The following is a 14,469-nucleotide window of genomic DNA, read 5'->3' on the forward strand; positions in this document are numbered from 1 at the left end:
CCCTCCGGGGCCCGGCCCAGCCGCTGGCGGCTGTGCGTTCGGGCGCTTGCGAAGCAGTGCTTCGCAAGCAAAGCGCCCTCACCCATGTAAGCTCGGTCGCCGCATGCGGCTCACGCCCCCGCAACCGACCCCACCCCGCCTTCGACAGTTGGCCGCGATCTGTCGGTGGGTGCCGACCGTTGGTCGGCACTGATCGAATCCCGACCAACGCTCGGGATCCACTTTCAACAACCGATGGGGTCAGATCCGTTTTTCTTTGGAAAACGGATCTGACCCCAACCATTTCAGATGGCCGGCAACACGCTGGACGCCAGCGCCGACAACAGCGAGGATGGAGCCTGGTTCTTCTGGCTGGCCCTGCATGGCGCAACGCATCCTTGAACCCGGTGAGATCGAGACGCTCGCCTCGCGCGATGTGCCGCGCATCATCCTGCCTGATACCGAGTCACTGTTTGCTACGCGCGCGGCACGCCTGCGCAGCCTCGCCGCGCACAGTGCCATCGGCGGCTACCTGCAGCTGCTGGCGGCGCTGGCCGATGCACAGCAGGCGCTGCTGGAGGATCTGACACCGCAGCAACGCGAGGACCTGCAGGCACAGGCGCGTGCACAGCAGCCGAGCGCGGCGGCCGGCGCCGGCATGCCATTGCGGCCGGCCAACTCGCTGCAACTGGATGGGCGCTGGCGCGACTGGCTGCGCACGCTGTGCCAGCACTGTGCCGACGAAACGGGCCTACCGCTGGAAACCCGGCGGGAGCTGCAACGCGTCGCGGCTGCTGATGATGCGTGGCTGGATGCACAGGCGCATGCGGTGCTGGAACGCGATGACGCGCCCTCGGTCGACGCCGTCGCTGCGCTGCTGGTGATGAACGCGCTGCAGGTGTACTGGGCGGTGCTCGCCGCCAGCTTCCATCCGACCGACCTGAAGCCGCTGGCCGATGCACCAGGGCTGTGCCCGCTCTGTGGCACGCTGCCGGTGGCCAGCGTGGTGCAGGCGCGCCCGCCCTACGCCGCCTATCGCTACCTGTCGTGCTCGCTGTGTGCCTGCCAGTGGCATTACGTGCGCGTGCAGTGCAGCCAGTGCGGCGCCGCAGGCAAGGACATTGCCTATCGCGCCCTGGCCGATGTGGACGGTGACCGCGGCGAGGCGGTGCGCGAGAGTGCGGTGCGCGCCGAGACCTGCGACCACTGCCACAGCTATCGCAAGATCCTGTACCTGGAGAAAGATCCGTCACTGGAGCCGGTGGCCGATGACCTCGGCACGCTGGCGCTGGACCTGCTGCTGGCCGAGGAAGGCTATGCGCGCGCCAGCCAGAACCCGCTGCTGTGGCAATCCGACGGCGACTGACCTATGCCACGCGCGCACGCCACACCGGCATCGGCCGCCGCCCTGCCTTCGCTGGACCGGCTGCTGCGCCTGCCTGCGTTGTCGGCCATGATCGAACGCCACGGCCGCAGCCGCATCACCCAACTGCTGCGCGCACACCTGCAGGAACTACGCGACCGTATCAGCGCCGCGCAGCTCTCGGCCGAACGCCTCGAACAGGCCATCAACGGCCCGTCGCTGGTCGCGGCGCTCGACGCCGCACTGGCGGCCGATGCACGGCTGGACCTGCAGCCGATCTTCAACCTGACCGGCACCGTGCTGCACACCAACCTGGGCCGCGCGCTGTTGCCCGATGCCGCCGTGCAGGCGGTCACCCGCGCAATGACAGCGCCGGTCGATCTGGAATTCGACATCACCCGCGGCCGCCGCGGCGACCGCGATGCACGGGTGCAGGCGCTGGTCTGCGAACTGACGGGCGCCGAAGCCGCCACCGTGGTCAACAACAATGCGGCGGCGGTCCTGCTGCTGCTCAACAGCCTGGCCAACCGCCGCGAGGTGGTCGTCTCGCGCGGCGAACTGGTGGAGATCGGCGGCGCCTTCCGCATTCCCGATGTGATGCGCAGCGCCGGCGCGCGACTGCTGGAAGTGGGCACCACCAACCGTACCCACCCGGCCGACTTCGCCCATGCCATCGGCGCCCGTACCGCGTTGCTGATGGAAGTGCATGCCAGCAACTACGCGATCACCGGTTTCACCGCCAAGGTCGACACTGCGGCAATGGCTGCGATCGCGCACGAGCACGGCCTGCCGCTGGTGGTGGACCTGGGCAGTGGCAGCCTGTGCGACCTGGCGGCCTTCGGCCTGCCCCACGAGCCCACCGTGCAGGAAGCACTGGCGGCCGGCGCCGATCTGGTTTCGTTCAGTGGCGACAAACTGCTGGGCGGCCCCCAGGCCGGGATCATCGCCGGCCGCGCCGACCTGATCGCGCGGATCAACCGCAATCCGCTCAAGCGGGCGCTGCGCATGGACAAGATGGGCCTGGCCGCACTGGAAGCCGTGCTGGCCCTGTACCGCGAACCGGAACTGCTGGCACTGCGGCTGCCGACCCTGCGCAGCCTTTCGCGCCTGCGGGATGCCATCGACGAGCAGGCACACCGCCTGCTGCAGCCGATGCGCGCGTCGCTGGCCGCCGACTATGCGCTTGAACGGGCTTCGATGTACAGCCAGATCGGCAGCGGCGCGCAGCCACAGGCGCAGCTGGCCAGCGCCGGACTGCGCGTTACCAGCGCGCGCCGCGGCGGGCTGGATCGCTTGGCCAAGCGCTTGCGCCAGCTGCCGCGGCCGGTGCTGGGCCGCATTGCCGATGACGCGCTTTGGCTGGACCTGCGCTGCCTGGAACCCACCGACGAAGCCACCTTCCTCGCGCAATGGAGCACGCTGCAGGCATGATCGTCGGCACCGCCGGGCATATCGACCATGGCAAGACCAGCCTGGTGCGCGCGCTGACTGGCATCGAAACCGATCGCCTGCAGGAAGAACGCACGCGCGGCATCTCCATCGAGCTGGGCTATGCCTATGTCCCGGTGGAGAACACAGGCGGCGGCAATGCCGAGGCGACGCTGGGCTTCGTCGATGTGCCGGGCCACGAGCGCTTCGTGCATACGATGGTGGCCGGCGCCACCGGCATCGATGTCGCCCTGCTGGTGATCGCCGCCGACGACGGTGTAATGCCGCAGACCCGCGAGCACCTGGCGATCCTGCAGTTGCTGGGCGTGGATCGCGGTGCAGTCGCCCTGACCAAGATCGACCGCGTGGACGCCGCGCGCATCGCCCGGGTCGAGATCGAGATCGCCGCGCTGCTGGCCGGAACGCCGCTGCAGGATTCCCCCGTATTCGCCTGCAACAGCACCGTACCCGACGATGCTGGCATCAACGCGCTGCGTACCCAGCTGCACGCGTGGGCGTCGGACGACGCCAACACGCGCCAGGCCGAACTGCGCGGCGAGCTGTTCCGCATGCCGGTGGACCGCGTGTTCTCGCTGGCCGGCCACGGCACGCTGGTGACCGGCGCAGTGCACGGCGGCATCGCTGCCGTGGGTGAGCATCTGCAGCTGATGCCGGCCGCCACGGACGTGCGCGTACGCAGCATCCACGCGCAGAACCAGGCCAGCGAACACGCCATGGCCGGGCAGCGCTGCGCGTTGAACCTGGCTGCCATCGCCCGCGACGACATCCACCGTGGCGACTGGATCGCCGACCCGCGCGCCCTGCTGGCGACCCGTCGCGTCGACGTGCGCCTGCGGCTTTCCGCACTGGCCACACCGTTGCACGACTGGGCGCCGCTGCACATCCACTGGGGCACGATGCACCGGCAGGCCCATGTGGTGCTGCTGGAGGATGTCGATCATGGCGACGGACAGTTGGTGCAACTGGTGTTCGATGCACCGGTCTGCGCGATGTGCGGTGATCGATTCATCGCCCGTGATTCAGCGGCCATCCGCACGCTGGGTGGTGGCATCGTGCTCGATCCGGACCCACCACAGCGGCGCCGGCGCAGCCCGGCACGGCTCGCCTGGCTGGGCGCACTGGAGCAGCTGGCCACAGGTGCGGGAATCGGCCCACTGTTGCAGCAGGCTTCCTTCGGCATAGCCATGGCCGCCCTGCAACGCTACTGCCGGCGCGCGGCCGACCGGATCGATCTTCCTGCGGGCACGCGGCGCATCGTCACCCGCGAAGACACGGTGGTCATCCTTGCTTCGCACTGGCAGGCGCTTCGCGAACAGGTGATCACGTCGCTGCGCAGCTGGCACGAGCTACGTCCGGACGAGCCCGGTGTTGATAGCAGGCGCCTGCAGCGCAGTACGCTGCCCGCGCTTGCAGCGAGCCTGTGGAATGCCCTGCTGCAGGGCCTGCTGGACGACGGCAGCGTGCAGCGCGTGGGCGCCTGGTGGCGCCTGCCCGGCCATGACCATGCGCCACCGGAACGCGAACGACTTCTGCTCGAACGCGTGCTGCCGCAACTGCACGCCGGTCGCTTCGATCCACCGTGGGTGCGCACGCTGGCCACCGACGCCGGTCTGGCCGAAGACGAGGTCCGCGCCGTCCTGCGCCGCGCCACCGCGCGTGGCGAACTGTTCCAGGTAGTGCCGGACCTGTTCTATGCACCGGCCCGCATTGCCGAGCTGGCCGCGATCGTCGCGCAGCTGTCGCAGGCCACCGGCACGGTGGATGCGGCCACCTTCCGCGATGCCATCGGCCTGGGCCGCAAGCGCAGCATCCAGATCTTGGAGTTCTTCAACCGCGTTGGCTACACTCGACGCGTCGGTGACCAGCATCGGCCGCGCGGCGACCTGCAGTGGAACGCAGCCCGCGAATGAGCCCACCGGTGCCGCCGTACTTTCGGAAGGCATGCGCATCCGGGCATGCGGCTGGGCTTCAAACCCAGTAGGGGGCGTCGATCGTTCCCTGGTAGGTTCGACTCCTGCTGCCTTCCGCCATTGGTGTTTCCGCAGGAGATGTCGGCATGGCCACGCACGCGCAGTCCCCCGCCCCTTCAACGGCCGATGCCCCGCAACGACTGACTTCGCTGGCACACGGCGGCGGCTGCGGCTGCAAGATCGCGCCGGGCGCGCTGTCCGAACTGCTGCGGGGCGTGCCAGCGCTTCCGGCACCGGCCGAACTGCTGGTCGGCCGCGAGACCAGCGACGACGCCGCGGTGTACCGCCTCGATGACCGCAAGGCAATCGTCGCCACCACCGATTTCTTCATGCCGATTGTCGACGACCCGTTCGACTTCGGCCGCATCGCCGCCACCAACGCGCTGTCGGACCTGTACGCGATGGGGGCACGACCATTGTTCGCGCTGGCCATCGTCGGCATGCCGATCAACACGCTGCCGCAGGAAACCATCCGCGGCATCCTGCAGGGCGGCGAGCGTGCCTGCGCCGATGCCGGCATCGTGGTCGCTGGAGGCCACAGCATCGATTCGGTGGAACCCATCTATGGCCTGGCCGCGATCGGCGTGCTCGACCCGCAGCGGCTCAAGCGCAATGCTGATGCCCGCGCCGGCGATGTACTGGTGCTGGGCAAGCCGTTGGGCGTGGGCGTGTATTCGTCGGCGCTGAAGAAAGAAGTGCTGGATGCCGAGGGCTACCAGCAGATGATCGCGTCGACCACCCGCCTGAATACCGTGGGCGTACCGCTGGCCGCGCTGGACGGTGTGCACGCGATGACCGACGTCACCGGTTTCGGCCTGCTCGGCCACCTGCTGGAAGTGTGCCGGGCCAGTGGCGTTGCCGCCGAAGTGGACAGCGCGCAGATCCCGCTGCTGCCGCAGGCCCTGGACCTGCTTCAACGCGGCTGCGTAACCGGCGCCTCCAATCGCAACTGGGCCTCGTATGGCGCCGAGGTGCGCTTCGCCGATGGGTTGCCGGCACACTGGCAGCCGCTGCTGACCGACCCACAGACCAGCGGTGGGCTGCTGGTGTCCTGCGCCCCGGAAGCGGTGGACGCGGTGCTGGCCTGCTTCCACGACGCAGGGTTCGGCCAGGCAGCCGTCGTGGGGCGATTGAGCGCGGGCCTGCCGGGTGTCAGCGTCCGCTGAGACGCTGTAATGAGACGGGCGCCCGAAGGCGCCCCGGCTGTAATGCTGAATGCAACATCACTCGATGTTCTGCACCTGTTCGCGGATCTGGTCGATCAGCACCTTCAGCTCCACCGCGGCATTGGACGTACGGCTGTCCACCGACTTCGAGCCCAGCGTATTGGCTTCGCGGTTGAACTCCTGCAGCAGGAAGTCCAGGCGACGACCGACCGGCTCGCGCTGCTTGAGCACGCGGCGGATCTCGACAATGTGGCTGCCAAGGCGATCCAGCTCCTCATCCACGTCCAGCTTCTGCAGCCAGAGCACCAGTTCCTGCTCGGCGCGGCCGGGATCGACCGGGTGCGGCAGGTCGGCCAGGCGTGCAGCCAGCTTGGCGCGCTGGCCGTCGCGAATGGCCGGAATCAGCGTGCGCACTTCAGTCGCGATGCGTTCGATGCCGTCCACGCGCTCGCTGATGGCGGCCGACAACTTGCCGCCTTCGCGCTCACGGGCCTCGACGAAGCCGTCCAGCACCTGGTCCAGCAGGGCCAGTGCCTCGGCCTGCAGGGCGGCGGCATCGGTGGCCTCGCCGCGGGTCACGCCGGGCAGCTGCAGCAGCTCGGTGAAGCTGACCTGCAGATTGGGGAAATCCGAGGTCAGCCGGTGCGCCAGGCGGCCCAGCTGGCCCAGCAGGGCCTCGTCCACCTGCAGGTTGGCCGATGCCTCCGGTGCACGCAGGCGCATCACCAGATCCAGCTTGCCACGGCTCAGGCGCGCGGCGATGCGCTCGCGCAGCTGCGGCTCCAGCGCCCGCAGTTCCTCGGGCAGGCGGGTGCCGACCTCCAGGAAGCGGTGGTTGACCGAGCGCAGCTCGCAGCCCAGCGTGCCCCACGGGGTGACCCGCTCGCCGCCGGCATAGGCGGTCATGCTTCGAATCATGGAATGTGTCCGGTGCGTGCAAAGGGGGAATGGTACCCTAGCGCCCTCACCAGAGCCCCCTTGCCCGCCCCGTGAAGGCCGCGGGCGTGGCGGCGTACTCCCTCGCCATTACGGAACCCGCACCATGTCCGATTCCCGCCCCAGCGGCCGCCAGCCCGACCAGCTCCGCCCGGTCGTCATCCAACGCGGCTTCACCCGCCACGCCGAAGGGTCGGTACTGGTGTGCTTCGGTGAAACCCGTGTGCTGTGCACCGCCAGCGTCGAGAACCGCGTGCCGGGCTTCCTGCGCGGCAAGGGCGAAGGCTGGGTCACCGCCGAGTACGGCATGCTGCCGCGCGCCACCCACAGCCGCAGCGACCGCGAAGCGGCCCGTGGCAAGCAGGGCGGTCGCACGCTGGAGATCCAGCGCCTGATCGGCCGCAGCCTGCGTGCCTGCGTGGACCGCAACGCGCTGGGCGAGCGCACCATCACCCTGGACTGCGACGTGCTGCAGGCCGACGGTGGCACCCGCACCGCCGCCATCACCGGCGCCTACGTGGCCCTGGTCGATGCGGTGAACGTGCTGATGAAGCGTGGCGACATCAAGCGCAACCCGATCCTGGGCGCAGTGGCGGCGGTGTCGGTGGGCGTGTACCGCGGCACCCCGGTGCTGGACCTGGACTACGCCGAAGACAGCGACTGCGACACCGACATGAACGTGGTGATGAACGACGGTGGCGGCTTCATCGAACTGCAGGGCACCGCCGAAGGCCACGCCTTCCGTCGCGATGAACTGGACGCGCTGCTGGGCCTGGCCGAAAAGGGCGTGGCCGAGCTGCTGGCCGCGCAGCAGGCGGCGCTGTCGGCATGAACCGGCGCCTTGCCCTGACCACCCTGGTGGTGGCCGACTATGACGAAGCCATTGCCTGGTACACCGGCAAGCTCGGCTTCACGCTGCTGGAAGACATCGACCAGGGCCACAAGCGCTGGGTGGTGGTCGGCCCGACCGACGGCAGCGCCGCCGCTCTGTTGCTGGCCCGTGCCAGCGACGAGGCGCAGCGCAGCCGCATCGGCAACCAGACCGGTGGCCGCGTCGCCTTCTTCCTCAACACCGACGACTTCCACCGCGACCACGCAGCGATGCTTGCCGCGGGCGTCGAGTTCCTGGAAGCGCCGCGCGAAGAACCCTATGCAACGGTCGCGGTGTTCCGCGATCTGTATGGCAACACCTGGGACCTGCTGGAGCCCCGTCAATGAAGAAACTGGTACTGGCCAGCCACAACGCCGGCAAGCTGGTGGAGATGCAGGAGATCCTCGCCGACCTGCCGCTGCAGATCACCTCGGCCGCCGAACTGGGCCTGGGCGACGTGGAAGAGACCGGCCTGACCTTCGTCGAGAATGCGCTGCTGAAGGCACGCGCGGCCTGCGAAGCGACCGGCCTGCCGGCACTGGCCGATGATTCGGGCCTGATCGTCGATGCACTCGGCGGCGCGCCCGGCCTGTACAGCGCGCGCTATGCCGGCCACCCGACCAACGCGGCGGCCAACAACGCCAAGCTGCTGGACGCGATGGCCGACATTCCCGACGGCCAGCGCAGCGCCCGCTTCTATGCGGTGATCGTGCTGCTGCGCCACGCCACCGACCCGCAGCCGTTGATCTGCGAAGGGCGCTGGGAAGGACAGATCATCCGCGAGCTGCGTGGCACGAATGGTTTTGGCTACAACCCGGTATTCCTGGACACCACCCACGGCCTGACCGCCGCGGAAATGGAGCCGGCACTGAAGAATGCCATCAGCCACCGTGCCATCGCCCTGCAGCAGCTCAAGCAGCAGCTGGCGACGCTGTACTGACGCCGCCTGATCGAACCAGGGAAGCCGGCCAGTGGCCGGCACTACCGATGAAGCCCATGCCGCACGCCCACGACCACTGCAACCACCTGCCCGGCGAAGCCTGCTCCGCTGCCCACGACAGCCCGCCGCGGCTGGTGCCGCCACCGCTGTCGCTGTACGTGCACCTGCCGTGGTGCGTGCGCAAGTGCCCGTACTGCGATTTCAACTCGCACCAGGCCAAGGGTGAGCTGCCGTTCGATGGCTACATCGATGCGCTGCTGCGCGATCTCGACCAGGACCTGCCGCTGGTCTGGGGCCGGGTGGTGCACAGCGTGTTCTTCGGCGGCGGTACGCCCAGCCTGTTCCCGCCGGAAGCGATCGACCGTTTCCTGCAGCAGGCCAGCGCACGCCTGCGCTTCGCGCCCAATGCCGAAATCACCCTGGAAACCAACCCGGGCACCGCCGAGCATGGCCGTTTCGACCGCTACCGCGCGGCCGGGGTGAACCGCCTCAGCTTCGGCATCCAGAGTTTCGACGATGCCATGCTCAAGCGCCTGGGCCGCATCCACGACAGTAGCGAAGCCGAGCGCGCGGTGAAGATGGCGCAGGACGCGGGCTACGACAACTTCAACATCGACCTGATGTACGCGCTGCCGGAACAGACCCTGGCCGGTGCCGAGGCCGATCTGGAACGTGCATTTGCACTGCAACCGGCCCATATCTCGCACTACCAGCTGACCCTGGAACCGAACACGGTGTTCTTCGCGCGTCCGCCGCAGGGCATTCCCGATGAAGACAATGCCTGGGACATGCAGGAGCACTGCCAGTCGCTACTGGCGCAGGCTGGTTTCAGCCAGTACGAAGTCAGCGCCTACGCACGCCCCGGTCGGCAGAGTGCGCACAACCTGAACTACTGGCGCTTCGGTGACTATCTTGGCATCGGTGCTGGCGCGCACGGCAAGATCAGCTCGGGTGCCGAAGAACACGTGCTGCGCCGCTGGAAACTGAAGCACCCGCAGGCCTACCTGGACAGCGCAGGCACCCCGGCCTCGTTCGGTGGCGACGATGTGGTCGCACCCGAGCGCCTGCCGTTTGAGTACATGCTCAACCTGCTGCGCCTGCACGAAGGTTTCGGCCTGCGCGATTTCGAGTCGCGCACCGGGCTGCCGCGCAGCGTGCTGGACGCGCCCCTGGGCGAGGCCGTGCAGCGCGGCTGGCTGGACGTGGCGGATGGCCACGTACAGCCAACCGAGCTGGGCCGCCGATTCACCAACGATGTGGTGAGCCTGTTCCTGGAGGAATAGACCTTCCCGCCGTTAGCGGGTAGTGCCGGGCGCTGGCCCGCACTCCGGTGGAGACAGCGCTGCCGGCCAGTGACCTGCACCACCGCTCATCCGTCGTCCCCCCCAGCGGACGTGAGACACGTTCACCCTAAAGTAGCGCCGACTGCGGCCGACACGGTAGATTCACAAGATCGATCCGCGGGAATCCGGGTACCGCTCGCCGATGTCAGCTGTCTTTTCCATTACCTCTGCCGACAAAACCCGCCTGGCCGCCAGCGACCTGCCACCGCGGGTGCGTGAGCTGCTGGGCGCGTTGATCGGCCTGTGCCGGCAGACGCTGGCCGCGCCGCTGATCCTGACCGTCGAAGCGTTGGAGCAGACGCTGCTGCACGACGCGGATCGCGCGCGCAATCCGCAGCTGCAGGCGGAGCTGATGGCCCAGCGCGGCCAGTTGCATGCCTTCTCCGGTCATTTCGCTGACCGCATGCTTGATGCCGTGGCCGATGCGCTGATACGGCTGCGCGAACCCACGGCCCACTTCAGCCCCGGTTCCACGCCGCCGCCGCTGCCCGGCATGCTCGGGCTGTCGCTGGTCGATGAGCATGAAGTGGACCGCGACCTGCTGCTGACCGAGATGGTGCGGCGGGAGACGCTGCGTTCGACCAACACGCTGAACCTGCTGGGCCAACGCCTGGGCGTACTGGCGGCAGCACCGGCCTTCGAGGCCGACACCCTGCCGCTGGCACCGCAGGCACTGTGCGCCATGCTGCGCCGGATTGCCGAACAGGATTCGCTCGCTGTCGACGTTCAGCTGGCGCTGTACCGCAGCTTCGAACGCCAGGTGCTGGAGCGCCTGGGCGACATCCTCGACCGTGCCAATGCCCTGCTGGCCCAGCACGGCGTGCTGCCCGGCCTGGTCTACACCCCCTACCTGGCGCGTTCATCGAGCACCCGGCGGATCATCACCCAGTCGGTGGGCGGTGGTCGCACCACGCAGCCGGCAAAGCGTGCCGCCGCGCCACTGACCGGCTGGAACGGATCGGCACCGGCCGGCTCCTGGTCGAGCCTGGTGCAGGACGCTTTCCAGGATGACAGCACGGCCGGCGCGGCCTTGCCGGGCCTGACCACCTCTACGGGCAGCGCGCTGCATGCGCTGCTGCAGCAGGCACGCCATGCCAGCGCAGCACCTGCGGATCGCGATGCAGTGCCGAGCGCAGCCGTGGATGCGGTCCTCGCACGCCTGCAGGCGCAGTCCAGCGCCGCCACCGGCGTAGCCGACCTGCAGGCGGCCGTGGTGGCGCAACTGCGCAGCGAGCATGGCATGCAGGCCCAGCTGGGCAGCCACGACCGCGACAGCCTCGACCTGCTGCGCATGCTGATGCAGCAGGTGCAGCAGCAGCAGCGTCCGGACCCGGTGCCGGCCGCCCTGCTGGCGCGCCTGCAGGTACCGCTGGCACGTGCGGCAATGGCCGACCCCGGCTTCTTCGTGCGCGACGAGCACCCCGCGCGCGAACTGCTCAACCAGATTGCCGAAGTCGGCGCCAACTGGCTGGGCGACGATGATGTCGACCCGCAGTTGCTGCAGCGCATGGCACAGAGCGTGCAGGGCCTGCTGGGTCAGGATGCGCGGGCGCCGGAGGCCTTCGCCAGCGCGAACGAGGACGTGCAGCAGCATCAGCGCGCCGCAGCGCATCGCGCCGAGTTGGCCGAACGCCGCCATGTCGAAGCTGCACGCGGCAAGGAGCGGCTGGAACTCGCGCGGCGACAGGCCAGTGCACAGATCGACCAGTGCTGCGACGCGCAGCAGCCGCCCCGCTTCGTGCAGACCCTGCTGCGTCAGGCCTGGGCCGATGCCCTCACCCTGACCCGCCTGCGCCACGGCGACGATTCATCGCAGTGGCAGGAACGCCTGCAGCAGACCCAACGCATCGCCGCCATCACCGCGCAACCCGTTGATGCACCCGGCGGCACCGATGCAACGCTTGCTGCCGAGGTCGAGGCCGCCCTGCTGCAGGTCGGCTACCACGCCGAGGAAGCCGCCGCCGTCGCACGCAGGCTGGCCACGCCTGGCGGCGAGGACGAGAGCACCTCGCGTACCGAACTCAGTGCCCGCCTGAAGGCACGCGCGCGCCTGGGCGAGCACGCCGGTACGGCCGCCGGCACGACGCCCGCCACACCGCGCAGCAGTGCCGAGGAAGCCGCTTACCAGCAGCTGTCCTCCCTGCCCTTCGGCAGCTGGTTCGACATCGACACTGGCGATGGCACACTGCGCCGCCAGCGCCTGTCCTGGTACAGCCTGCTGACCGGCCACGCCCTGCTGGTCAATCCACGCGGGCAGAAGATCGCCGATACCGACCTGGATACGCTGGCCCGGCAGATCAGCGCCGGCCAGGCGCAGCTGGTCACTGAGGACAAGGCCCGGCTGGTTGACCGTGCCTGGGAGGCCAGCCTTGGCGCCTTGCGTGCACTGGCGGCCGGCCATACGCAGGAGACCTCCGCATGATCACCCAACCGCCGCAGGACACCCGCCGCGCACCGCGCCGCCAGGTCTCGGACCTGGTACCGGTCACCGACCAGATGCGCGAAAGCGTGGTGGGCCGGCTCGGCAATATCTCCGAAACCGGCATGCTGATGCTGGCCAGCGCACCGTTGCGCGAGGATGCGCTGTACCAGTTGCGCTTCCCCTTGCCGCTGGGCGACGGCCGCCACCAGGACATCGACGTGGGCGTGCACCTGCTGTGGAGCGAACCTGCACACGCCCCCGGACAGAGCTGGACCGGCTTCCGGTTCCTCACCCTGTCGCGCGAGCATCGGCAGCTGCTGCGCCAGTGGGTGGGCGAAGACAGCGACGAGGGGCCGGTTTCGACGGCCTGAGTGCCGGTTCCAGCACAGCGGTTTTTCCCGGTATGCGGCAGAATCTAGGGCCGTTTTCCGTGTCGAGCCACCGCAATGATCCAGCAAGACCCCGGCGCCCTGTATTCCGACCACCTGGCCGTGCTGTGCCGACGTGCCGAACAGGCGCTGGCCCGCGGCGGCTTCGATCACCTGGTGGTGCCCAGCGGCACCCTGCACTACCAGGTGTTCGACGATCGCGACTACCCGTACGCGGTCAATCCGCAGTTCAAGGCCTGGCTGCCGCTGACCCGCGTGCCCAACAGCTGGATCGTGTTCACCCCCGGCAAGCGCCCGGCGGTGATCTTCCACCAGCCCTTCGACTACTGGCACGTGGTGCCGGATGCCCCCAGCGGCTGGTGGGTGGAGCACTTCGACATCCACATCATCCGCAAGCCGGAAGACGCGCTGGCGCTGCTGCCGGCCGATCCATCGCGCTGCGCGATCCTCGGCGAACCGCAGAGCGCGCTGGGCAACTACGTGCCGAACAACCCGGCGCCGGTGGTGAATTACCTGGAATGGCACCGCGGCAGCAAGACGCCGTATGAGATCGCGCTGATGCGTCAGGCGCAGGTGCTGGGCGTGCGTGGTCACCGTGCCGCCGAAGCCGCGTTCCGCAACGGCGCCGACGAGTTCAGCATCCACATGGCCTATTGCCAGGCCGTCGGCCAGGACGCCAACGAGCTGCCGTACGGCAACATCGTGGCCCTGAACGAGCACGCTGCGGTGCTGCACTACACCGAGCTGGGCCGCAAGGCGCCGCAGCCGCTGCGCAGCTTCCTGATCGATGCCGGTGCCAGCGCCTACGGCTACGCCAGCGACATCACCCGCACCTACGCCGCGCAGGGCCACGACGAGTTTGCTGCGATGATCGCCGCCGTCGACGCGGCCCAGCAGCAGATGTGCGCGGCGGTGCGCCCGGGCTTCGACTACAAGCAGCTGCACGTGGACGCGCATCTTTCGCTGATGGGCGTGCTGAAGGACTTCGGCGTGATCAAGGTATCGCCGCAGACCGCGCTGGAGACCGGCGTCAGCGCCGCATTCTTCCCGCACGGCATCGGCCACCTGATCGGCCTGCAGGTGCACGACGTGGCGGGTTTCGCGGCCAGCGACGAAGGCGGCCGCATCGAACGCCCGGCGGGCCACCCGTACCTGCGCCTGACCCGCGTGCTGGAGCCGGGCATGGTGGTGACCATCGAACCGGGCCTGTACTTCATCGACATGCTGTTGAATGAAGTGAAGGACGCTGGCCACGGTGATGCGATCAACTGGGACCGCGTGGACTTCTTCCGTCCGTATGGCGGCATCCGCATCGAAGACGAAGTGCTGTGCACCGACGGCGAAGCGGACAACCTGACGCGGCCGGCGTTTGCGGCGGCCAACGGCTGAGCCCCTCGTGGTTGGCTGCTTGGAGCAATAGCCGCGCCTGGCGGGGGGGGGGGGGGGGGGGGGGGGGGGGGGCGGGGTCGGCCCACGCAGCCCGGGTGGCGGGGGGCCGGGCGCGGGGCCCCCCCCCCCCCCCCCCCCCCCCCCCCCCCCCCCAATCTATTTTTGTGTGTGACGCTCCACCACTAAAAAAAAAAAAAATAATCATCAACATATGGCGGAGGGGTTTTTGCGGACATCTGCAAAAAAACTAAC

At 68.8% G+C, this 14,469-nt stretch carries 12 protein-coding genes and 1 tRNA gene; 12 read left to right on the forward strand and 1 reads right to left on the reverse strand.

Annotation, left to right across the window (positions count from 1 at the left end):
- Window positions 1-361: 361 nt before the first annotated feature.
- From fdhE to selD, 5 genes are all read left to right on the forward strand, one after another.
- Window positions 362-1,345, forward strand: coding sequence for a formate dehydrogenase accessory protein FdhE (gene fdhE, locus WDC87_RS19705; protein WP_111008432.1), 984 nt, complete (start codon window positions 362-364; stop codon window positions 1,343-1,345).
- A 3-nt stretch (window positions 1,346-1,348) separates the two neighbouring features.
- Window positions 1,349-2,773 carry an L-seryl-tRNA(Sec) selenium transferase gene (gene selA, locus WDC87_RS19710; protein ID WP_111008431.1) on the forward strand — a complete coding sequence of 475 codons (1,425 nt, stop codon included), beginning with the start codon at window positions 1,349-1,351 and terminating at the stop codon, window positions 2,771-2,773.
- Window positions 2,770-4,701 (forward strand): selenocysteine-specific translation elongation factor, encoded by a 1,932-nt coding sequence (gene selB, locus WDC87_RS19715; protein WP_252745101.1) that lies wholly within the window; start codon window positions 2,770-2,772, stop codon window positions 4,699-4,701. Before selA ends, selB begins: the two co-directional genes overlap by 4 nt.
- 24 nt (window positions 4,702-4,725) lie before the next feature.
- Window positions 4,726-4,821, forward strand: a tRNA-Sec gene (locus WDC87_RS19720).
- A 26-nt stretch (window positions 4,822-4,847) separates the two neighbouring features.
- Window positions 4,848-5,927 carry a selenide, water dikinase SelD gene (gene selD, locus WDC87_RS19725; RefSeq protein ID WP_252745100.1) on the forward strand — a complete coding sequence of 360 codons (1,080 nt, stop codon included), beginning with the start codon at window positions 4,848-4,850 and terminating at the stop codon, window positions 5,925-5,927.
- 57 nt (window positions 5,928-5,984) lie between these two features.
- On the opposite strand, the gene WDC87_RS19730 is transcribed toward selD, so the two are convergent.
- Window positions 5,985-6,845 carry a YicC/YloC family endoribonuclease gene (locus tag WDC87_RS19730; protein ID WP_111008429.1) on the reverse strand — a complete coding sequence of 287 codons (861 nt, stop codon included), beginning with the start codon at window positions 6,843-6,845 and terminating at the stop codon, window positions 5,985-5,987.
- 124 nt (window positions 6,846-6,969) lie between these two features.
- Between WDC87_RS19730 and rph the strand changes: the two genes are divergently transcribed.
- From rph to pepQ, 7 genes are all read left to right on the forward strand, one after another.
- A complete protein-coding gene (gene rph / locus WDC87_RS19735; protein WP_111008428.1) occupies window positions 6,970-7,695 on the forward strand; it encodes a ribonuclease PH in 726 nt (241 codons plus the stop codon).
- Window positions 7,692-8,081, forward strand: a complete 390-nt coding sequence (locus WDC87_RS19740) for a VOC family protein (RefSeq protein WP_061480722.1) — start codon at window positions 7,692-7,694, stop codon at window positions 8,079-8,081. Before rph ends, WDC87_RS19740 begins: the two co-directional genes overlap by 4 nt.
- Window positions 8,078-8,674, forward strand: a complete 597-nt coding sequence (gene rdgB / locus WDC87_RS19745) for an RdgB/HAM1 family non-canonical purine NTP pyrophosphatase (RefSeq protein ID WP_005410891.1) — start codon at window positions 8,078-8,080, stop codon at window positions 8,672-8,674. The genes WDC87_RS19740 and rdgB overlap by 4 nt, the downstream gene beginning before the upstream one ends.
- A gap of 56 nt (window positions 8,675-8,730) precedes the next feature.
- Window positions 8,731-9,957: a radical SAM family heme chaperone HemW gene (gene hemW, locus WDC87_RS19750; protein WP_252745099.1), complete on the forward strand. Its 1,227-nt coding sequence runs from the start codon at window positions 8,731-8,733 to the stop codon at window positions 9,955-9,957.
- Between the two features lie 202 nt (window positions 9,958-10,159).
- Window positions 10,160-12,439 carry a DUF1631 family protein gene (locus tag WDC87_RS19755; protein WP_111008427.1) on the forward strand — a complete coding sequence of 760 codons (2,280 nt, stop codon included), beginning with the start codon at window positions 10,160-10,162 and terminating at the stop codon, window positions 12,437-12,439.
- Window positions 12,436-12,810 (forward strand): PilZ domain-containing protein, encoded by a 375-nt coding sequence (locus WDC87_RS19760; RefSeq protein ID WP_005418979.1) that lies wholly within the window; start codon window positions 12,436-12,438, stop codon window positions 12,808-12,810. Before WDC87_RS19755 ends, WDC87_RS19760 begins: the two co-directional genes overlap by 4 nt.
- 75 nt (window positions 12,811-12,885) lie before the next feature.
- A complete protein-coding gene (gene pepQ, locus WDC87_RS19765) occupies window positions 12,886-14,217 on the forward strand; it encodes a Xaa-Pro dipeptidase (protein ID WP_088497272.1) in 1,332 nt (443 codons plus the stop codon).
- Window positions 14,218-14,469 lie beyond the last annotated feature (252 nt).

It is taken from the genome of Stenotrophomonas maltophilia group sp. Smal12 (assembly GCF_037079935.1).
GTDB classification, from domain to species: Bacteria; Pseudomonadota; Gammaproteobacteria; order Xanthomonadales; family Xanthomonadaceae; genus Stenotrophomonas; species Stenotrophomonas sepilia.

Coding starts and splice junctions, on each gene's coding strand:
- rdgB (WP_005410891.1), top strand. CDS start 8,078: ATGAAGAAACTGGTACTGGCCAGCCACAACGCCGGCAAGCTGGTGGAG.
- WDC87_RS19755 (WP_111008427.1), top strand. CDS start 10,160: ATGTCAGCTGTCTTTTCCATTACCTCTGCCGACAAAACCCGCCTGGCC.
- selA (WP_111008431.1), top strand. CDS start 1,349: ATGCCACGCGCGCACGCCACACCGGCATCGGCCGCCGCCCTGCCTTCG.
- selD (WP_252745100.1), top strand. CDS start 4,848: ATGGCCACGCACGCGCAGTCCCCCGCCCCTTCAACGGCCGATGCCCCG.
- pepQ (WP_088497272.1), top strand. CDS start 12,886: ATGATCCAGCAAGACCCCGGCGCCCTGTATTCCGACCACCTGGCCGTG.
- rph (WP_111008428.1), top strand. CDS start 6,970: ATGTCCGATTCCCGCCCCAGCGGCCGCCAGCCCGACCAGCTCCGCCCG.
- selB (WP_252745101.1), top strand. CDS start 2,770: ATGATCGTCGGCACCGCCGGGCATATCGACCATGGCAAGACCAGCCTG.
- WDC87_RS19760 (WP_005418979.1), top strand. CDS start 12,436: ATGATCACCCAACCGCCGCAGGACACCCGCCGCGCACCGCGCCGCCAG.
- WDC87_RS19740 (WP_061480722.1), top strand. CDS start 7,692: ATGAACCGGCGCCTTGCCCTGACCACCCTGGTGGTGGCCGACTATGAC.
- fdhE (WP_111008432.1), top strand. CDS start 362: ATGGCGCAACGCATCCTTGAACCCGGTGAGATCGAGACGCTCGCCTCG.
- hemW (WP_252745099.1), top strand. CDS start 8,731: ATGCCGCACGCCCACGACCACTGCAACCACCTGCCCGGCGAAGCCTGC.
- WDC87_RS19730 (WP_111008429.1), bottom strand. CDS start 6,845: ATGATTCGAAGCATGACCGCCTATGCCGGCGGCGAGCGGGTCACCCCG.